Below are 18,547 nucleotides of genomic sequence, written 5' to 3'. Positions count from 1 at the left end.
AAGGGGTGAGCGGCAATCACAAAAAAAGAGACAAAGAAACGGGAAAGACGCCGGGATTTCTCCCGGCGTCTTTTATTGGCCTTTGCTTGATCAGGCAGCCAGATCACGAAGAACGGTCTGCAGAATGCCGCCATTGTTCATATAGATCACTTCATCCAGCGTATCGATGCGGCACAGAAGCGGAACTTCCTTAACCGAACCGTCGCTGTAGGTGATCTTGGCGATCTTCTTTTCACGCGGCTTGATCTCACCTTCCAGACCATCGATCTCGACGATCTCGTCACCCTTGAGATCAAGGCTCGCCCAGGTCGTACCCTCTTCGAAAACGAAGGGAACGACACCCATGCCCACGAGGTTCGAACGGTGAATACGCTCAAAGGACTGTGCGATCACGGCCTTGACGCCGAGCAGGTTGGTGCCCTTCGCCGCCCAGTCACGGGAAGAACCGTTGCCATATTCGACACCGGCAAAGATGACGAGCGGAACGCCCTCCGCCTTGTATTTCATGGCGGCGTCATAGATCGACATCTCTTCCTTGGACGGATAGTGGATGGTGTAGCCACCTTCCTTGCCGTTCGGGCCGAGCATGTGATTGCGGATGCGGATATTGGCGAAGGTGCCACGCATCATCACTTCATGGTTGCCACGACGCGTACCGTACTGGTTGAAGTCGGCAACGGCCACGCCATTCTCCGTCAGGTAAGCGCCGGCAGGAGAAGCGGCCTTGATCGAACCGGCCGGAGAAATATGGTCGGTGGTGATCTTGTCGCCGAAGAGACCAAGAACGCGCGCGCCCGTGATGTTCTTGAGGCCGGTGCCCTTTTTACCCATTCCGACGAAATAAGGCGGGTTCTGAACATAGGTCGACTTGTCGTCCCAGGCATAGGTTTGACCCGGAGGAACCTGAACGGCCTGCCAGTTCTCATCGCCCTTGAAGACATCGGCGTACTTCGATTCGTAAAGCTCGCGGGTGACATATTTCAGGATGAATTCCTGGATTTCCTTGGAGGTCGGCCAGATATCCTTGAGATAGACCGGATTGCCGTTCTGATCGTCGCCGATCGGCTCCTTCGTCAGGTCCTTCTGGACCGTGCCGGCAAGCGCGTAGGCCACGACGAGCGGCGGAGAGGCCAGATAGTTCGCCTGAACGTCCGGCGAGATACGGCCTTCAAAGTTTCGGTTGCCGGAAAGGACGCCAGCCGTGATCAGGCCCTTATCGTTGATCGTCTTGGAGATCGCCGGTGGCAGCGGACCGGAGTTACCGATGCAGGTCGTGCAGCCGAAACCGACGAGGTTGAAGCCGATTGTGTCGAGGTCCTTCTGCAGGCCGGACTTGTCGAGATATTCTGCGACCACCTGCGACCCCGGCGCGAGCGAGGTTTTCACCCACGGCTTGGACTTCAGACCCTTGGCAACAGCGTTGCGGGCGAGAAGGCCGGCGGCGATGAGAACCGAGGGGTTGGAAGTGTTGGTGCAGGAGGTGATGGCGGCAATCGCCACATCGCCATGGCCGAGATCGAAGTCCTCGCCCTCAACCGCGTAGCGGCTGTGGAGCTGGCCGGGCTTCTTGTAGTCGTTTTCGAGAGCCGTTGCGAAATTCGGTGCAATGGTTTCGAGCGGCAGGCGGCCTTCCGGACGCTTCGGGCCGGCCATGGAGGGAACGACATCGCCGAGGTCGAGTTCCAGCGTGTCCGTGAAAACGAGGTCCGAACCATCGCCGGTGCGCCACATGTCCTGCGCCTTCGAATAGGCTTCGACGAGCGCAATGCGGTCCTTGGTGCGGCCAGACATGGTCAGGTAGTTGATGGTTTCGCCGTCAACCGGGAAGAAGCCGCAGGTCGCGCCATATTCCGGGCCCATATTGCCGATGGTCGCACGATCGGCCAGCGACATCGAATCGAGGCCGGGGCCGAAGAATTCGACGAACTTCGAAACCACGCCCTTCTTGCGCAGCATCTGCACGACAGTCAGCACGAGGTCGGTCGCGGTCACGCCTTCCTTCACCTTGCCGGTCAGCTTGAAGCCGATGACCTCAGGCAGCAGCATGGAAACCGGCTGGCCAAGCATGGCCGCTTCAGCCTCGATACCGCCAACACCCCAGCCGAGAACGCCGAGACCATTGATCATCGTCGTGTGCGAATCGGTACCGACGCAGGTATCCGGATAAGCAATCGTTTCGCCGTCCTCTTCCTTCGTCCAGACGGTCTGGCCGAGATATTCGAGGTTGACCTGGTGACAGATGCCCGTACCGGGCGGCACCACGCGAAAATTCTTGAATGCCTGCTGGCCCCACTTGAGGAAGCGGTAACGCTCGCCATTGCGCTCATATTCGAGCTCGACGTTGCGGGCAAAAGCGGTCGGCGTGCCGAATTCGTCGACGATGACCGAGTGGTCGATGACGAGGTCGACTGGAACGAGGGGATTGATCTTTTCCGGATCGCCGCCGAGCGACACCATGGCGTCGCGCATGGCCGCAAGGTCGACTACCGCCGGAACACCGGTGAAGTCCTGCATGAGAACGCGGGCGGGACGATAAGCGATTTCGGTTTCGGTCAGGCCCTTATTGTTCAGCCATTCGGCAACGGCCAGAATATGTTCCCTGGTGACGGACTGGCCGTCCTCGAAGCGAAGCAGATTTTCCAAGAGAACCTTCATGGAATAAGGCAGCTTGGATACGCCCTTCAGGCCGTTTGCCTCGGCTTTGGGAAGGCTGAAATAGATGTAATCCTTACCGTCCACGGTAAGGACGGAACGACATTGGAAACTGTCGAGTGATTTGGCCACGGTTTAAAACCCCGCATAATCTGATAGCCAACACGCGCGTGCGGACCCCCGTGCCCTAAGGCACATCAGGATGCGGGTACGGCCATTTCCGCTGTCCGCACGTGAAAGTTACTCCTCGTAACATTCAGGTCCGGCGCAAGATGATGATCACGCCGGCCGCTGGCGTGGTTGACACCCATATAGATAATTTCGGAGAAACGTGCCAGACCATTCAACGAACCTAATCGATTTTTTTATCGAGACCACGAAATCTTGTACGGAAACGCGGCATGGATTTGACGGCGGAAAATCTTGGCGTGCGGCGCGGTGAAGATTTCATATTCATGAATGTTTCCTTCAAGTTAAGTAATGGCGAAGCGCTGGTGCTGACGGGCCGGAATGGCTCGGGCAAATCGACGCTTCTGCGCACGGTGGCCGGCCTGCTGCGGCCTGAACAGGGGCGGATAACGATAGCCGGCAAAGAGATAGAGGAAGGCGTGCGGCCCTCGGAGACATGCCATTATCTCGGCCACCGCAATGCGATGAAAACGGAACTGACCGTTTCGGAAAATCTCGAATTCTGGAAAGACTTCCTTGGCGATTTTTCCGGCGGCGCGGGTGTGGAGATCGATGAGGCGGCGGAGATCGTCGGCCTTGCCGGCATCACCCATCTGCCTTTCGGTTATCTGTCCGCGGGCCAACAACGGCGTTTTGCCATGGCGAAACTTTTGATCGCATGGCGGCCAGTGTGGATTCTCGATGAACCGACGGCGGCGCTTGATAAGGCTGCGGACGGGATGTTTACGGATCTCGTCAAGAGCCACCTGGGGAAAGGCGGTATCGTCCTGGCTGCGACCCATCAGCCTTTGGGGCTGGAGAGTGCACGGGAATTGCGGATGACGGGGTTTGCGGGTGTGGAGGCTTGGGCATGATGGCGGTGCGCGTGGGGCATACCCCCCTCTGCCCTACCGGGCATCTCCCCCTCAAGGGGGGAGATCGGCAAGAAGCTCACCAGCCGCTCGATTTTCAAGCGTCGAGATGGGCGAGACCTAGCCGCAGATCGATCTCCCCCCTTGAGGGGGAGATGCCCGGCAGGGTAGAGGGGGGTAAAGCCGCGAACACGAGGGCACCCCGATGACCGCCCTCTTCCTCCGCGACATCAAACTTTCCATCCGTGCCGGCGGCGGTGCCTTGATCGGCGTGCTGTTCTTCATGACCGTGGTTGCCGTCATCCCCTTCGGTGTCGGCCCCGATCTTAATCTGCTCGCCCGCATCGGCCCGGCCATCGTCTGGATCGGCGCGCTTCTGTCCGCCCTCCTCGGCCTCGACCGGCTGTTTCAAGCAGAACGGGACGATGGCTCCCTTGATCTGATCCTGATGCAGGAAACCCCGCTGGTCCTGACCGTGCTCATCAAATGCCTGGCGCATTGGGTGGCGACTGGCCTGCCGCTGGTGCTGGCCTCGCCGCTGCTCGGTCTTTTCATGAATATGGACGAAGTGGCGATCGGCGCCGTCATGTTGACCCTTCTCGTCGGCTCACCCGCCATCACCTTCATCGGCGCGGTTGGGGCAGCTGTTGCCGTCGCCCTGCCACGCGGCGGTCTTCTGGTCTCCATCCTCGTCCTGCCGCTTGCCATCCCTGTCCTGATCTTCGGCGTCAGCGCCTCTTACGCAGCAGTGCAGGACCCGGCACCCTTTGTGCCGCCATTTCTCATTCTGTGCGCGATCACGTTATTTTCAGCCGTGACCGGCCCTTTCTTTGCCGCTTTGGCATTGCGCAATGTTATGGATTGATGAAACCGGCCAGACGATCCCCGATTGACAGGGATCAATTGCGGGATGGCCATTCTCGGGTTACACAAACGGCATGAACGAGCAGACTTTCGCCATCACCAAATTCAGCGATCTCGCCAATCCCACGCGGTTTCTGGCGCTGGCATCACGCATCCTGCCCTGGCTCGCAATCCTGACAGCGCTGGTACTGGCCGCTGGCCTCTATCTGTCCTTCACAACCGAAGGCGATTATCAGCAGGGTTACACCGTGCGCATCATGTATGTGCACGTGCCCTCCGCATGGCTTGCCATGATGTGCTACACGGTGATGGCGGTTTCGGCCATCGGCACCCTTGTCTGGCGTCATCCGCTGGCGGATGTCAGCCACAAGGCCGCCGCCCCCATCGGCGCCGCCTTCACGCTCATCGCTCTCATCACCGGCTCGCTCTGGGGCAAGCCCATGTGGGGAACCTGGTGGGTGTGGGATGCGCGGCTGACCTCCGTTTTCGTGCTCTTCCTGATGTATCTCGGGCTGATCGCGCTCAACCGCGCCATGGATGACCCGTCCAGAGCCGCCCGCGTCAGCGCAGTGCTGATCCTTGTCGGTTTCGTGAATATTCCCATCATCAAGTTTTCGGTCGAATGGTGGAACACGCTGCACCAGCCGGCAAGCGTCATCCGCATGGGTGGCTCCGCCATTGATGCGGAATTCCTCTGGCCGCTTTTGACCATGGCAATCGGCTTCACGCTGCTGTTCTTCACCTTGCACATCGCCGCCATGCGCAATGAAATCTGGCGCCGGCGCGTGGCCGCACAGCGGCGGCTCGCCGCCCGCATGGCGAACCGGGAGGGCTGAGGTGATGACGCACGCCTTTTATATCGGCATGTCCTATGCGGCGACCGGTCTTGTCGTTCTCTGTCTCATCGCCTGGGTGGTCATGGACGGTCAGGCGCGCAAACGGGAACTGAAGGAACTGGAGGCATCCGGCGTGCGCCGCCGGGCAAGAGCCGGCTCCGCTGGTGACGCGCAATGACGCAGGCCAGCCAGGAACAGGACACCAAAGCAAAAACAAAGGGTCGCGCACGTTATGCGCTGGCACTGCTGCCGCTTCTGCTTTTCGGCGGTTTTGCCCTTGTCGCCGGAAAAATGCTCTATGACCAGGATGTCAACGGGCTGGATATCAGCGCCATTCCCTCGGCGCTCATTGGCACCAAGGCGCCGTCGCTGTCTCTGCCGCCGCTGGAAGGCTCCAACCTACCGGCGCTCACCGACGCCGCCATCAGCGGCAAGCTGACGCTGGTCAACGTCTTTGCTTCCTGGTGCATTCCCTGCCGTCAGGAACACCCGCTGCTTCAGGAACTGGCCAAAGACAGCCGCATCACCGTTGTCGGTATCAATTACAAAGACAAGCAGGACAATGCGCTGCGCTTCCTCGGCGAACTCGGCAATCCTTTTGCCGCCATCGGTGTCGATCCGAACGGCAAGGCCGCTATCGACTGGGGCGTCTATGGTATTCCAGAAAGTTATCTCGTCGGTGCTGATGGCACGATCCTTTATAAAAAGGTCGGCCCCTTCGATGCCCGCAGCGTCGAGCGCGATCTTCTGCCGGCCATCACGGCCGCAGCCGGAAACTAACCTGCCGGCCGCGATACCTCACCCCTTGGAAATCACCCTCAGCGACGGGCCTTCAGCGATCGCCGGAAGACGGGTGCCCTCCAGCACGACCTGATCGCGACCACCGCGCTTTGCGGCATACAGGCTGTCATCAGCCCGCTTGATGGCGTCGTGGATGGAATGATCTCCCCTCGCGACGGCCGAAACGCCGAAGCTTGCGGTGATCTGTGTCGCCACGCCCCGGTTGCGCCAGTCGAGCGACGAAAGACCAAGTCGCATGCCATTGGCAAGCTGGCCGGCCACGGCAGCTGTCTGGCCGGGCAAAAAGACCACGAATTCCTCACCGCCAAAGCGGGCCACCAGGGCATCCTCGGGCGCATTTCGCCTGAGAAGATCGGAAAGGCCGATAAGGACTATATCTCCGGCGGCATGGCCGTAGACATCGTTGATGCGCTTGAAATGGTCTATGTCGCAGACAATGACCACGCCCTGCGGCGTATCGTTACGAAAATCGGGAACGCGCCGGTCGAAACCGCGGCGGTTCAGCACATCCGTCAGCGGATCATGCTCCGCCGCATGCAGGTGCCGGTCAACGGTAACGGAAATCTGGCTCGCAAGCACGGAAAGCGCCAGCAGGAAGCCGAATATGCTCGCGGCAAGCTGCATGTAGAAAGCATAGTCAGATTCGAAGAATTCGCCGAGCTCGACCATCGAGCCGTTCGGCGTCATCACCAGCAGCATCCCGATGCGCACCAGGGTTTCCATCACCACAAGCGACGCGATCGCCACCATCAGCCTGTCTGCAAGCGTCACGGGCCGGTTTCGTACGAACCAGATCGGGATGGCAAGCAGCAGGGCACAAACAAAATCACCGACCACCAGTTCGCGTTTCAGATCCGGCGTGATGAAGACATGGAACGAGACGAACAAAACCGCCGCAGCCACGATAGACAGTCGCACCGTCGAATAAAGCGGCCGCTCGAAATGAATGAGCAGCGCGTGTCCGTAGAGAAAAAAGGCGGAAAAGAACAACAGGTTCGAGACGATTGCCTGAACTTCAAAAGGCAGCGAGCCAAGGACCAGAGGCGTCGCGAAACCGAAAGCCGCCGAAAGATATCCAAAACCCCAGTATCGCGCCGAAGCGTGGCCGATCCTCTGCAGGAACAGGAACACCACACCAAATGTCAGCATGATGAAGGGAAGAAGATAGGCGAAATTATCTTGCACAGTGTTCTGCCGGACGAAAAGACGAGCCTTTGAGCCCGGACACTACCCCAATGCCATTAAGAAAACTTGCATATAGCGCAGGGTTTTCGTGCCTCTCCGGCGAAAATCCCGGCAGGCATGTTCACATTTGCGGGAGCGCGTTCTGCCATTCCTTTATCGCCTCGACTGGCCAGACCAGCATCACGACGTTCAGCGTCAGATTATCGCGGATCAGCCATCCCGTGAAGATTTCGAAGAAGATGGCGATCACCACCGTCAGCCACACCGGCACACGGGCGGCGAAAAGGAAACCCAGCACCATGAAAACCGTATCCATCGCCGAGTTCAATATGCTGTCGCCGGTGTAGCCGAGCGCCATGGTCGCGGTGCGGTAACGATCAATGATGATAGGCGAGTTTTCGAGAATTTCCCACGCTGCCTCGACCAGGACCGCAAGCGAAAGCCGCATGGAAAGCGGCTTGTTGCGAAACAGCAGCCAGGCGAACCAGTAGAAGAGGAAGCCGTGGATAATATGCGACGGCGTATACCAGTCAGCCAGATGCTGGGAATTGCCCGGCGTGTTTACACCCGGTTCGAAAAGCTTCACATAACCGCATTCGCAAATGGGAATGCGGCCCATGAAATAAAGGATGACGATCTGCAGGAGAAGCAGCGCGGCGGCCACGCCGAACCATTTAAGCGAGCGCGAACGGGAAGCCGACATCTCCGCAATGGTCATTTTTCGTCCTTGTTGAGCGGTTCCAGCGAATGGCGCATGACGAGCGGCATCTGGGCCATGGTGAAGATGATGGTGATTGGCATCGTGCCCCACACCTTGAAGGCAACCCAGGTGTCGGTGGTGAACACGCGCCAGACGACCTCGTTCAGCACCGCAAGGAAGAGGAAGAATACGCCCCAGCGCAGCGTCAGCTTGCGCCAGCCCTCATCCGTCAGCTTGAAGGCCGAGTTGAAGACATAACCCAGCAGCGACTGGCCGAAAAACAGGCCGCCCAGCAGGATAACGCCGAACAGCGTGTTGACGATGGTCGGCTTCATCTTGATGAAAGTATCGTTCTGCAGCCACAGCGTCAGCGCACCGAATACGAAGACCACGATGCCTGATATCAGCGGCATGATCGGCAGCTTGCGCGTCAGCACCCATGAGACGGAAAGCGCCAGGGCCGTTGCGATCATGAAAAGACCGGTGGCGATGAAGATCGGCCCGCCGAACTCCGTCAGAACAGGGAAAGTGGAGGCCAGCCATTCGCCGCGGGAATTGGCGAAGAAGAACACCATGAGCGGGCCAAGCTCGAGCACGAATTTCAGGAGCGGGCTGATTTCCGCCACCATCTTTTCGCTTTCCTTGGAATTGCTTTCAATATCCATACTCAAACTCCCGCAATGGCCTTGGCGAAATCTTCCGCCTCGAAGGGCTCCAGATCATCAACACCTTCACCCACACCGATAAAATAGACCGGCAGCTTGTGTTTGGCGGCAATGGCAACGAGGATACCGCCCCGCGCCGTGCCATCCAATTTTGTCATAATCAGGCCCGAAACACCCGCGACATTGCGGAATATTTCCACCTGGTTCATGGCGTTCTGGCCGGTCGTCGCATCCAGCGTCTGCAGCACGGTGTGCGGTGCGTCCGGATCGAGCTTGCCGAGCACGCGCACGATCTTTTCCAGCTCCGCCATCAGTTCCGTCTTGTTCTGCAGGCGACCGGCCGTATCGATGATGAGAACGTCGCTTTTCTGCGCCCTCGCCTGTTCATAGGCGTCATAAGCCAGACCCGAGGCATCCGCTCCGAGCTTGGTGCCGATGAATTGCGAGCCTGTGCGGTCGGCCCAGATCTTGAGCTGCTCGATGGCCGCCGCGCGGAACGTATCGCCCGCCGCCAGCATCACCTTGAGGCCGGAGCCGGAAAGCTTGGCGGCAAGCTTGCCGATGGTCGTCGTCTTGCCCGTACCGTTGACGCCGACAACGAGAATGACATGCGGCTTGTGTGAAAGATCAAGCTCCAGCGGCCTGGCCACAGGCTTCAGGACCTTGGTGATCTCACCGGCCATGATGCGCGCCACATCCTCGCCGCTCACATCCTTGCCGTAACGCTCGGAAGACAGGGCGCCAGTGATGCGCATGGCGGTCTCGACGCCGAGATCCGACTGGATGAGAAGATCCTCCAGCTCGTCAAGCGTATCCTCATCCAGCTTGCGCTTGGTGAAAAGAGCCGAAATCTGTGTGGTCAGCTGTGACGACGTGCGGGCAAGTCCGGCTCGCAGGCGCTGAAACCATGTCAGCTTGGCCTGAGGCACTTCCGGAACCGGCTCTTGCCGTTCGCTCGCCGATGAGAAGCCCTTGGGCAAGGATGGTGAAACCACAGAAGGCTCGGCAGCGGCAGCCTCCGCCTCATCGAGCAGTGCATCCATCGCATCCGCATCGAGCACGCCATCCGCAACGTCCGGCAAAGCTTCGACCTGCTCTTCAGCAGCGGCTTCCGCCTGCAACAGCGACAGCGGCACGATACCCATATCGCCGGAAAGCTCGGCGCCGGGCAGAAGCGGAGCATCCTCTTCCTCGCCATCATCGGAAAGGACCTCGTCCGGGGCCGGCCCGCCGGCCGTCTCCATCTCCAGTTCGGAAACCGGGTCCTTGTCGACAGGGCCATGCGCTTCGGCGTCGCTCAGCGCCGCTTCGAAGGAGGCGTTTTGATTGCCGCGTTCAGGCGCGGCATCCTCTTGCGGCCGGTCGTCCGTTTCGGCCTTGTCCTTGCCGAACGAAAAGACTTTTTTGATGAAGCCGAGGGCCATGGTTGTTCCCGTGTCTTTATCTCGTACCGCTTCAGGCCGCGTCAGCCGCCAGAAGCTTCATGTTCAGATGTTTGTCGTTGTGGCCGGTAATCGCAACCTGCGCAAGAGTGCGCGGGGCAAGATGCGGCGCCTCCACCAGCGTGAAATTGTCGGTATGCGCAAAACCGTTGTTTTCAACGAGGATCGTCTGCACCGACCCCACCATATTTTGCAGATGCGCCAGCTTCAGCGCCTCGCCGCGCTCACGGAGCCTTGCCGCCCGCTCCTTCACCAAAGCCCGGTCAAGCTGCGGCATGCGCGCCGCCGGCGTGCCCGCACGTGGGCTATAGGGAAAGACATGCAGGCTGGAAATGCCGCATTCTTCCGCAAGCGTCGCGGCGTTTTCGAACATGTCTTCCGTCTCGGTCGGAAAACCGGCGATCATATCCGCCCCGAAAGCGATATCCGGCCGCAGTGACCGCACCTCATGACAGAAGCGAATGGCATCTGCCCGCAAATGGCGGCGTTTCATGCGTTTCAGGATCATGTCGTCGCCATGCTGGAGGGACAGGTGCAGATGCGGCATGAAACGCGGCTCATCGGCAATAAGATCCATCAGATGGTGGTCGGCCTCGATACTGTCGATCGAGGAAAGCCGCAGCCGCAGGATGTCCGGCACCTGCTTGAGCAACGTCTTCGCGAGATAACCGAGGGTAGGCTCGCCCGGCAGGTCCGCGCCATAGCTCGTGGCGTCCACCCCCGTCAGAACGATCTCGCAATAGCCGCTTTCCGTCAGCCTGCGCGCCTGATCCACCACGGCACCCATCGGCACGGAGCGGGAATTGCCGCGCCCATAAGGAATGATGCAGAAAGTGCAGCGATGATCGCAGCCGTTCTGCACCTGAATGAAGGCGCGCACATGCCCGTCTATGTGCTTCACCATCTGCGGCGCGGTCGCCTTGATGCTCATGATATCGTTGACGCGCAGCTTTTCTTCCGCCGAGACGCCGAAATCCGGCAGCGCGCGATAGGAAGCACTTTTCAGCTTTTCCTCATTGCCGAGCACAGCATCCACCTCGGGCATCTCGGCAAAGGTCTGTTTTTCCGTCTGCGCGGCGCAGCCGGTGACGATGATACGGGCATGCGGATTGTCCCGCCGCGCCCGACGGATGGCCTGGCGCGCCTGACGTACGGCCTCGCCCGTCACCGCGCAGGTATTGACCAGCACGGCATTGTTGAGCCCGGCCTTTTCAGCCTCCGCCCGCATCACTTCCGATTCATAGGTGTTGAGACGACAGCCGAAGGTTATGACCTCGACGCCGCTCATACGGCCCCCTGCTCCGCCGCAACATCCCGCGACCACGCGCCTGTGACGGGATCGACGGAACCCGACCATTCCCATTCGGCAGGGCCGGTCATGATGACGTGGTTGTCCTCGCGCCAGTCGATGGTCAGCGGCACACGGATGGGGCTGGAGGCGACATCGATTGTGACCTTTCTGCCGGTGCGGCCCGTGCGCGCCGCCGAAACCGCTGAAGCGCAGGCGGCCGAACCGCAGGCGAGTGTCAATCCAGCGCCGCGTTCCCAGGTGCGGGTGCGCAGCGCGCTGTCGGAAATCACCTGCGCCAGCGTGATATTGGCCTTTTCCGGGAACATCGGATGGTTTTCGAGCAGCGGTCCGAAACGTTCAAGATCGAACTCCATCGGATCGCGATCCACCCAGAAAACCGCATGCGGGTTGCCCATGGACATTGCGGCCGGCGAATGGAGGATCGGCGCATCGATTGGCCCAATCTGCAATTCGATGCGGCTGGTATCGTGGAACTCTTCCGAAAGCGGAATGTCGTTCCAGCGGAAACGCGGCAGGCCCATATCGACGGAAATCATGCCGTCGTCATGTTCGACGGCGTTGAGGATGCCAGCCACCGTCTGGAAGGTGAAGCTGGTATTGCCGGTTTCGGAAGACAGAGCCTGCACCACACAGCGCGTGCCGTTGCCGCAGGCCTGCGCCTTCGTGCCATCGCAATTGAGAATATCGATAAAGGCATCCGTGCCGCTGACACGCGGATCGTGAATGGCCATGATCTGGTCGAACTGGGTCGAAGGATCGGCGTTCAGCGCAATCGCCGCCGCTGGCGTGACCATATCCTTGCGGCCGCGCATGTCGATAACCAGGATCTTGTTGCCAAGCCCGTTCATCTTTGCAAATTCGACCGTATCCGCCATTGCCCTAAACCTGAAAACTGTCTGAAAATCGGATTGCATAGGGGATTTCCCCGCGCTTTCGCCCTATATGGCGGAAAGGCCGGCAAATTACCAGACTGTTACGGCGCAAACGGGGCAGCGATCAGGCGGAAGGCGCGTCGAAGACTTCGCCGGGGCGCATGGGCTGAAAACGGCTCTCATCCACCCCCTGCTCTTTCAGTGCCGCCTTGAGCGCCACGAGCGGGGCGTCCACCGCCTCATCGGTCAGCTGCACGGTACCCCAGTGATGGCCGCAGACATGCGCCGCACCACAGAGCTTCATGCCTTCCACGGCTTCGGCCGGGTTCTGGTGCTGGCCCTTCATGAACCAGCGCGGTTCATAAGCACCGAAAGGCAGGTTTGCGAGGCGGAAATCGCCGTGCTTCTTGCGCGCGGCGTGATAATTGAGGCCTTCGTGGAAGCCGGTATCACCGATATGGTAAATTTTGCCGCCGGGCGTTTCGATGACGAAGGCTGCCCATAATGCCATGCGCCGGTCGTTCAGACCGCGGGCTGACCAATGGTGGCAAGGCTCGAAGTGAATTTTCACTGCGCCCACCTCAATCACATCGTCCCAGTCACCCACTTCTATACGCGCCGCTTCGACACCGGTGCGGATGATGGCATCATTGCCGAGCGGTGTGATGAAGAGCGGCTTGTGCGCCACATGCAGGCGCTTCAGCGTTTCCATATCCAGATGGTCGTAGTGATTATGCGTCACCAGCACCAGATCGATGGGCGGCAGATCCTCGAAACGGATGCCGGGAGGATTGACCCGTTTGGGACCGACGAAACTGAAGGGGCTGGTCCGCTGCGACCAAACCGGATCGATGAGTATATTCAGCCCCGCCGTCTGGATGAGGAAGGAAGCATGGCCAATGAAGGTGACACGGATGCCCTTGCCCTCAACCCGGGTTTCCGGCTTCGCAAAGGGAAATGGGCTTGGATAGCTTTCCGGCCAGGTGGCACGCTCGCCATTAAAGCGCCATTTCAGCAGGCCCATGAAATTGCCCGGCGGCGAACCGCCGGGGTTGAAGAAGCGCACCCCGTCGAAATGATCGGAGATCGGGCCGCTATAATAGGCGCTGGCGCTCGAACGACGGGCATAGAGAGCACCGCCCGCCAGAGCGAGCAGTCCAAGCGTGGAAAAGCGAAAGAAGTTTCGACGGTTCATGCTAAAGGTATAGGGAGCTGAATGGCACCGTTCAAGCGGCGCCAATCGCGGCATGCAGCCGATCACGCAAAGATGAAATGCAGGCTTTGTCGGGCGGACAGCGGCATCGCCTTGACTTTTCCTGCACTTTCCTGTTTATCCCGCCCATCAGCTGGCAGTTTCACGACTCCAAGCCGCCGACCGGGACCCGCAAAGGTATAAAGAGATCCCGGAGGTCAACACCCGACAGCGCGATGCGCCCTCGGGTGCTTTTTGGCTTTGCGTCTTGTTTTTGCCAGCGAAAGCACCGACGTTTCGGAGACCCCGGAACGAAGAAGGAAGAAACGATGTTTGAAAACCTCCAGGACCGCCTTGGTTCCATTCTGAATGGACTGACCGGCCGTGGCGCGCTGACGGAAGCCGATGTTGCCGCCGCGCTGCGCGAGGTTCGCCGTGCGCTCCTGGAAGCGGACGTGGCGCTGGAAGTCGTGCGTTCCTTCACCGACAGGGTGCGTGAAAAGGCTGTTGGTGCCGCCGTCCTGAAGTCCATCAAGCCCGGCCAGATGGTCGTCAAGATCGTTCATGACGAGCTTGTCGAAATGCTCGGCACCGAAGGCGTCTCGATCGACCTGCATGCGGCCGCCCCGGTCGTCATCATGATGGTCGGTCTGCAGGGTTCTGGTAAAACAACCACGACAGGCAAGATCGCCAAGCGCCTGACGGACCGCGAGAAGAAGAAGGTGCTGATGGCATCTCTCGACACGCGCCGTCCCGCCGCACAGGAACAGCTTCGCCAGCTCGGCGTGCAAACCGGCGTCGACACGCTGCCCATTATCGCCGGCCAGTCGCCGACCGATATCGCCGCGCGCGCCGTGCAGGCTGCAAAACTCGGTGGCCATGACGTCGTCATTCTCGACACCGCCGGCCGTACCCATATCGACGAACCCTTGATGCTGGAAATGGCCGACATCAAGAAGAAGTCCAACCCGCATGAAATCCTGCTGGTCGCGGATTCGCTGACCGGTCAGGACGCCGTCAATCTGGCGCGCAATTTCGATGAGCGCGTCGGCATCACCGGCCTCGTGCTCACCCGTATGGATGGCGACGGACGCGGCGGTGCGGCCCTTTCCATGCGCGCCGTCACCGGCAAGCCGATCAAGCTGATCGGCATCGGCGAGCGCATGAACGAACTCGACGAGTTCCATCCGCGCCGTATCGCCGACCGTATTCTCGGCATGGGCGACATCGTCTCGCTGGTCGAAAAGGCCGCCGAAAACATCGATGCGGAAAAAGCCCGCGCCATGGCCGAAAAGATGGCCAAGGGCAAGTTCGACCTCAACGATCTCGCCGACCAGCTTGGCCAGATGAAGAAGATGGGCGGCATGGGCGGCATCATGGGGCTGATGCCCGGCATGGCCGGCATGAAGGACAAGATGGCTTCGGCCGGTATGAACGACAAGATGTTCGACCGCCAGATCGCCATCATCTCCTCCATGACCAAGGCGGAACGCGCCAATCCCGATATTCTGAAGCACAGCCGCAAGAAGCGCATTGCCGCCGGTTCCGGCACGGATGCCGCTGAAATCAACAAGCTTCTGAAAATGCATCGCGGCATGGCCGACATGATGAAGGCCATGGGCGGCAAGGGCAAAGGCGGCATCATGAAGCAGATGATGGGCGGCCTTGCCGGCAAGATGGGCCTCGGTGGCCTTGGCGGCGGCATGCCTGATCTGTCGAATATCGATCCGAAGCAGCTTGAAGCGCTCCAGAAGCAGGCTGAAGCCGCCGGTCTCGGCAAGCCGGGCGCAATGCCCGGTCTTGGTGGTCTGCCGGGCGGATTGCCGGGTCTGGGTGGCGCCAAGCTGCCGGGTCTTGGCGGCATGCCGGGCCTGCCCGGCTTTCCGAAAAAGAAGTGAGGGGGACACCAGTGAACAATGCAGAGGTGAAAGCCCAGCTTTCCGAATACCGCCAGTCGATCGACAATATCGATGCCGCACTGGTTCACATTCTTGCCGAACGTTTCCGCTGTACCAAGGCGGTGGGAGTGCTGAAGGCAAAGTACAATTTGCCGCCGGCCGACCCGGCGCGCGAGGAATACCAGATCGAACGCCTTCGCCGCCTGGCGAAGGATGCCAATCTGGACCCGGATTTCGCCGAGAAGTTCTTGAACTTCATCATCAAGGAAGTCATCCGGCATCATGAAGCAATCGCCGCCGAACATGGCGGCACCGAAAAGACCGCCTGAACGGCGGACAAGCCATCCTAAGGAGTAAATAACATGGCACTGAAAATTCGTCTCGCACGCGGTGGTTCCAAGAAGCGCCCGTATTACCAGATCGTCGTTGCTGACGCCCGTTCGCCCCGCGACGGCCGTTTCCTCGAGAAGGTCGGTTCCTGGAACCCGATGCTCGGCAAGGACAACCCGCAGCGCGTTGAGCTGAAGGCTGACCTCATCAAGGAATGGATCGCCAAGGGCGCACAGCCGACCGACCGCGTTCTGCGCTTCCTCGCTGAAGCCGGTCTTGCCGAGCGCGCCGCTCGCAGCAACCCGGAAAAGGCAAAGCCGGGCAAGCGCGCTCTGGAACGCGTTGCTGAAAAGAAGCAGAAGGCTGAAGATGCAGCCGCTGCTGCTGCGGAAGCCTCTGCTGCAGAATAATCTGCGCGGAAACTTTTGAAGAACGGGTGGCGTGGTTTTCCATGCCGCCCGTTTTTTGTTTATTTTGGCGTCAACAAACCTTAAAGCTGACGCAACCAACACCAGAAGACGGACGGCCCGATGGCAAAGCTGGAAAACCCGGTACTCATGGCAAAGATCGGCGGCGCACAGGGCCTGCGCGGCGAAGTCCGTGTCAGCACCTATACGGCCGATCCGATGGCGCTCGGCGATTATGGCAATCTGGTTACCGCCGATGGCCGCATCTTCGAAATTCTGGAAGTCCGCGAGGGCAAGAATGTCGTCGTCGTCCGTTTCAGGGGCATCAATGACCGCAATGCGGCGGAGAGCCTGAACGGTCTGGAACTGTTCGTCGACCGCGACAATCTGCCTGACGACGAGCTTGACGATGACGAGTTTTATTATGCCGATCTCGAAGGGCTGGAAGCCGTCGATGCGGAAGGCAAAAGTTATGGCGCCGTTAGCGCCGTCTATGATTTCGGCGCAGGTGATCTGCTGGAGCTGAAAGGCGCAGGCCGTCGCCCTGCCCTCATTCCCTTTTCGGAAGCAGCCGTGCTGGAAATCGACCTCGAAGCTGGTCGCATTCTCATCGATCCGATGGCCGCCGGCCTGATCGATAATCCTGACGACAAGGACGAAACCGGCGCATCGCCGTTCGGCAAGAAATAAAGTCATGACCTTCAAGGCTACCGTTCTGACGCTCTACCCGGAAATGTTTCCGGGGCATCTCGGATATTCTCTGGCGGGCAAGGCGCTCGAGCGGGGACAATGGTCGCTGGACGCCGTACAGATCCGCGAATTCGCTACCGACAAACACAGAAGCGTCGATGACACTCCGGCAGGCGGCGGCGCCGGCATGGTGCTGAAACCCGATGTGCTGGCAGCCGCCATAGACCATGTTTCGGATGGCGATGCACGCCCGCGCCTGCTGATGAGCCCGCGCGGCAAGCCGCTGTCGCAGAAGCGCGTGCGTGAACTGGCAGCGGGTGAAGGTGCGATCATCGTCTGCGGCCGTTTCGAAGGTGTCGACCAGCGCGTGATAGAGGCGCGCGGGCTGGAGGAAGTGTCGATCGGCGATTACATCCTCTCCGGCGGCGAGCCGGCGGCGCTGACGCTTCTTGATGCCGTCGTCCGTATCCTGCCGGGCGTCATGGGCAACGATCTTTCCGGCGTGCATGAAAGCTTCGAGGGCGGGCTGCTGGAACATCCGCATTATACCCGCCCGCAGATCTGGGAAGGCCGCGATATTCCGGCCGTCCTCACCTCCGGCAACCACGCCGTCATCGACAAATGGCGGCACGAGCAGGCGCTGGCGTTGACCAAGGAAAGACGCCCCGATCTTCTTGAGAAGTCTCAGGCCGAGAAGAAATAATAGGCGGTCAGCACCAGCCCGACCGCAATCACCAGCCAGCGGATGATCCATTGCGGCACCCGCCGTGCCGTATGCACCCCCGCATAGCCGCCAAGTGCGGCCGCGGGGAACATGATGAGCGCTGCCCACCAGGAAACGACACCACCGCTGACGAAGATCGTAATGGCGATAACGGCAATCACCACCGACAGCAGGTTCTTCAGCGCGTTCAGATGATGGTAGCTGCCGCCCGAGGTTATTCCGAGGATGGCCAGCATCATGATGCCCATGCCGGCGCCGAAAAAGCCGCCATAGATGGAAGCAAGCCCCTGAAACACAAGGCTCGGCAGATTGCCGGGCGAACGTTCCGCACTCGCCTTGGGTCGCAGCCATGGGCCGGCAGCGAAAACGGCGGTGGCTGCCAGAAGCAGCCACGGAACCAGCTGACGGAAGGAAGGATTGTCGAGCGACAGCAGCAGAAGCGATCCGGCCAGCCCGCCAACAACGGAAACGACAGACAGGAGGATAGCCTCCCGCCAATGGGCGCGGATTTCCGGACCATAGGCGATTACGGACGTGATGTAGCCCGGAAACTGCACGATCGCCGATGTGGCATTGGCGACGATGGGTGGCAGGCCGGCCAGCGTCATCGCCCCGAAGGTCAGGAAGGTGCCGCCACCGGCAATCGCATTGACGACGCCCGACAGAAAGCCGGTCGCAAACAGCATAAGAACGATGAATATGGACATGGCCCCTCCCAAGGTTCCCATGCCATATCCGGCAGCAAGCCGCTTCGCAACCGCCTGAGCACGGCGCATAATTGATAAAATATTGTCATGAAAGGGATGACAAATGGCGCATCCTCGTGTATGTGCCCGCGTGGAAATGGGAAATATCCCAACCGAAAGCAAAGAATGGCGAACCCGCTCCTGCCGCAAGGCATGGTCTGAAGGCATTGACCGACAGACAAAACGTTGAG

General features: G+C 59.8%; 19 protein-coding genes. 10 read left to right on the top strand and 9 right to left on the bottom strand.

Features of this window, described 5'->3' with window-relative positions; all coding sequences use genetic code 11:
• Positions 1-90: 90 nt before the first annotated feature.
• Positions 91-2,784, bottom strand: a complete 2,694-nt coding sequence (gene acnA / locus AC1ROR_RS19170; protein WP_498590383.1) for an aconitate hydratase AcnA — start codon at positions 2,782-2,784, stop codon at positions 91-93.
• A gap of 269 nt (positions 2,785-3,053) precedes the next feature.
• On the opposite strand from acnA, the gene ccmA reads away from it, so the two are divergent.
• The 5 genes from ccmA (at position 3,054) to AC1ROR_RS19145 (ending at position 6,172) form a co-directional block, all read left to right on the top strand.
• On the top strand, positions 3,054-3,695 hold the full coding sequence (gene ccmA / locus AC1ROR_RS19165) for a heme ABC exporter ATP-binding protein CcmA (protein WP_498590382.1): 642 nt from the start codon (positions 3,054-3,056) through the stop codon (positions 3,693-3,695).
• Positions 3,696-3,897: 202 nt separating this feature from the next.
• Entirely contained in the window at positions 3,898-4,557 is a 660-nt protein-coding gene (ccmB, locus tag AC1ROR_RS19160) for a heme exporter protein CcmB (protein WP_498590381.1), read from the top strand.
• A gap of 73 nt (positions 4,558-4,630) precedes the next feature.
• Complete coding sequence (locus tag AC1ROR_RS19155) at positions 4,631-5,392, top strand: heme ABC transporter permease (RefSeq protein ID WP_498590380.1); 762 nt, start codon at positions 4,631-4,633, stop codon at positions 5,390-5,392.
• Between the two features lie 4 nt (positions 5,393-5,396).
• Positions 5,397-5,570: a heme exporter protein CcmD gene (gene ccmD / locus AC1ROR_RS19150; protein ID WP_035221713.1), complete on the top strand. Its 174-nt coding sequence runs from the start codon at positions 5,397-5,399 to the stop codon at positions 5,568-5,570.
• Positions 5,567-6,172 carry a DsbE family thiol:disulfide interchange protein gene (locus AC1ROR_RS19145; RefSeq protein WP_035221715.1) on the top strand — a complete coding sequence of 202 codons (606 nt, stop codon included), beginning with the start codon at positions 5,567-5,569 and terminating at the stop codon, positions 6,170-6,172. Before ccmD ends, AC1ROR_RS19145 begins: the two co-directional genes overlap by 4 nt.
• Before the next feature lie 18 nt (positions 6,173-6,190).
• Here the strand turns inward: AC1ROR_RS19145 and AC1ROR_RS19140 are convergent, their stop codons facing one another.
• The 7 genes from AC1ROR_RS19140 to AC1ROR_RS19110 all read right to left on the bottom strand — a co-directional run bounded on the left by AC1ROR_RS19140 (position 6,191) and on the right by AC1ROR_RS19110 (position 13,564).
• Positions 6,191-7,378 carry a GGDEF domain-containing protein gene (locus AC1ROR_RS19140; protein WP_498590379.1) on the bottom strand — a complete coding sequence of 396 codons (1,188 nt, stop codon included), beginning with the start codon at positions 7,376-7,378 and terminating at the stop codon, positions 6,191-6,193.
• 121 nt (positions 7,379-7,499) lie between these two features.
• On the bottom strand, positions 7,500-8,096 hold the full coding sequence (locus tag AC1ROR_RS19135) for a DUF2585 domain-containing protein (protein ID WP_498590378.1): 597 nt from the start codon (positions 8,094-8,096) through the stop codon (positions 7,500-7,502).
• Entirely contained in the window at positions 8,093-8,743 is a 651-nt protein-coding gene (locus AC1ROR_RS19130) for a septation protein A (protein WP_498590377.1), read from the bottom strand. The genes AC1ROR_RS19135 and AC1ROR_RS19130 overlap by 4 nt, the downstream gene beginning before the upstream one ends.
• A 2-nt stretch (positions 8,744-8,745) precedes the next feature.
• Positions 8,746-10,167: a signal recognition particle-docking protein FtsY gene (ftsY, locus tag AC1ROR_RS19125; protein WP_498590376.1), complete on the bottom strand. Its 1,422-nt coding sequence runs from the start codon at positions 10,165-10,167 to the stop codon at positions 8,746-8,748.
• A 31-nt stretch (positions 10,168-10,198) separates the two neighbouring features.
• Positions 10,199-11,473 (bottom strand): tRNA (N(6)-L-threonylcarbamoyladenosine(37)-C(2))-methylthiotransferase MtaB, encoded by a 1,275-nt coding sequence (mtaB, locus tag AC1ROR_RS19120; protein WP_498590375.1) that lies wholly within the window; start codon positions 11,471-11,473, stop codon positions 10,199-10,201.
• Complete coding sequence (gene dapF, locus AC1ROR_RS19115) at positions 11,470-12,372, bottom strand: diaminopimelate epimerase (protein ID WP_498590374.1); 903 nt, start codon at positions 12,370-12,372, stop codon at positions 11,470-11,472. The genes mtaB and dapF overlap by 4 nt, the downstream gene beginning before the upstream one ends.
• Before the next feature lie 121 nt (positions 12,373-12,493).
• Positions 12,494-13,564, bottom strand: a complete 1,071-nt coding sequence (locus AC1ROR_RS19110) for an MBL fold metallo-hydrolase (RefSeq protein WP_142174286.1) — start codon at positions 13,562-13,564, stop codon at positions 12,494-12,496.
• 326 nt (positions 13,565-13,890) lie between these two features.
• Between AC1ROR_RS19110 and ffh the strand changes: the two genes are divergently transcribed.
• The 5 genes from ffh to trmD all read left to right on the top strand — a co-directional run bounded on the left by ffh (position 13,891) and on the right by trmD (position 17,589).
• Positions 13,891-15,459, top strand: a complete 1,569-nt coding sequence (ffh, locus tag AC1ROR_RS19105) for a signal recognition particle protein (protein ID WP_137038338.1) — start codon at positions 13,891-13,893, stop codon at positions 15,457-15,459.
• An 11-nt stretch (positions 15,460-15,470) separates the two neighbouring features.
• Positions 15,471-15,788 (top strand): chorismate mutase, encoded by a 318-nt coding sequence (locus AC1ROR_RS19100; protein WP_003492497.1) that lies wholly within the window; start codon positions 15,471-15,473, stop codon positions 15,786-15,788.
• A gap of 33 nt (positions 15,789-15,821) precedes the next feature.
• Positions 15,822-16,199, top strand: a complete 378-nt coding sequence (gene rpsP / locus AC1ROR_RS19095) for a 30S ribosomal protein S16 (protein WP_035221728.1) — start codon at positions 15,822-15,824, stop codon at positions 16,197-16,199.
• A gap of 120 nt (positions 16,200-16,319) precedes the next feature.
• A complete protein-coding gene (rimM, locus tag AC1ROR_RS19090; protein ID WP_035221730.1) occupies positions 16,320-16,886 on the top strand; it encodes a ribosome maturation factor RimM in 567 nt (188 codons plus the stop codon).
• 4 nt (positions 16,887-16,890) lie between these two features.
• Positions 16,891-17,589, top strand: coding sequence for a tRNA (guanosine(37)-N1)-methyltransferase TrmD (gene trmD / locus AC1ROR_RS19085; RefSeq protein WP_498590373.1), 699 nt, complete (start codon positions 16,891-16,893; stop codon positions 17,587-17,589).
• On the opposite strand, the gene AC1ROR_RS19080 is transcribed toward trmD, so the two are convergent.
• A complete protein-coding gene (locus tag AC1ROR_RS19080; RefSeq protein WP_142174288.1) occupies positions 17,571-18,317 on the bottom strand; it encodes a sulfite exporter TauE/SafE family protein in 747 nt (248 codons plus the stop codon). The two genes, trmD and AC1ROR_RS19080, sit on opposite strands and share 19 nt — an antisense overlap.
• Positions 18,318-18,547 lie beyond the last annotated feature (230 nt).

The sequence above is a fragment of the Agrobacterium sp. GW821-FHT14E08 genome (assembly GCF_058803865.1).
The sequence above is the reverse complement of the archived record's forward strand: the minus strand, read 5'-3'. Positions and strand labels throughout refer to the sequence as shown.

Coding starts and splice junctions, on each gene's coding strand:
- ccmA (WP_498590382.1), top strand. CDS start 3,054: ATGGATTTGACGGCGGAAAATCTTGGCGTGCGGCGCGGTGAAGATTTC.
- ccmB (WP_498590381.1), top strand. CDS start 3,898: ATGACCGCCCTCTTCCTCCGCGACATCAAACTTTCCATCCGTGCCGGC.
- AC1ROR_RS19155 (WP_498590380.1), top strand. CDS start 4,631: ATGAACGAGCAGACTTTCGCCATCACCAAATTCAGCGATCTCGCCAAT.
- ccmD (WP_035221713.1), top strand. CDS start 5,397: ATGACGCACGCCTTTTATATCGGCATGTCCTATGCGGCGACCGGTCTT.
- AC1ROR_RS19145 (WP_035221715.1), top strand. CDS start 5,567: ATGACGCAGGCCAGCCAGGAACAGGACACCAAAGCAAAAACAAAGGGT.
- AC1ROR_RS19135 (WP_498590378.1), bottom strand. CDS start 8,096: ATGACCATTGCGGAGATGTCGGCTTCCCGTTCGCGCTCGCTTAAATGG.
- AC1ROR_RS19130 (WP_498590377.1), bottom strand. CDS start 8,743: ATGGATATTGAAAGCAATTCCAAGGAAAGCGAAAAGATGGTGGCGGAA.
- ftsY (WP_498590376.1), bottom strand. CDS start 10,167: ATGGCCCTCGGCTTCATCAAAAAAGTCTTTTCGTTCGGCAAGGACAAG.
- mtaB (WP_498590375.1), bottom strand. CDS start 11,473: ATGAGCGGCGTCGAGGTCATAACCTTCGGCTGTCGTCTCAACACCTAT.
- dapF (WP_498590374.1), bottom strand. CDS start 12,372: ATGGCGGATACGGTCGAATTTGCAAAGATGAACGGGCTTGGCAACAAG.
- AC1ROR_RS19110 (WP_142174286.1), bottom strand. CDS start 13,564: ATGAACCGTCGAAACTTCTTTCGCTTTTCCACGCTTGGACTGCTCGCT.
- ffh (WP_137038338.1), top strand. CDS start 13,891: ATGTTTGAAAACCTCCAGGACCGCCTTGGTTCCATTCTGAATGGACTG.
- rpsP (WP_035221728.1), top strand. CDS start 15,822: ATGGCACTGAAAATTCGTCTCGCACGCGGTGGTTCCAAGAAGCGCCCG.
- rimM (WP_035221730.1), top strand. CDS start 16,320: ATGGCAAAGCTGGAAAACCCGGTACTCATGGCAAAGATCGGCGGCGCA.
- trmD (WP_498590373.1), top strand. CDS start 16,891: ATGACCTTCAAGGCTACCGTTCTGACGCTCTACCCGGAAATGTTTCCG.
- AC1ROR_RS19080 (WP_142174288.1), bottom strand. CDS start 18,317: ATGTCCATATTCATCGTTCTTATGCTGTTTGCGACCGGCTTTCTGTCG.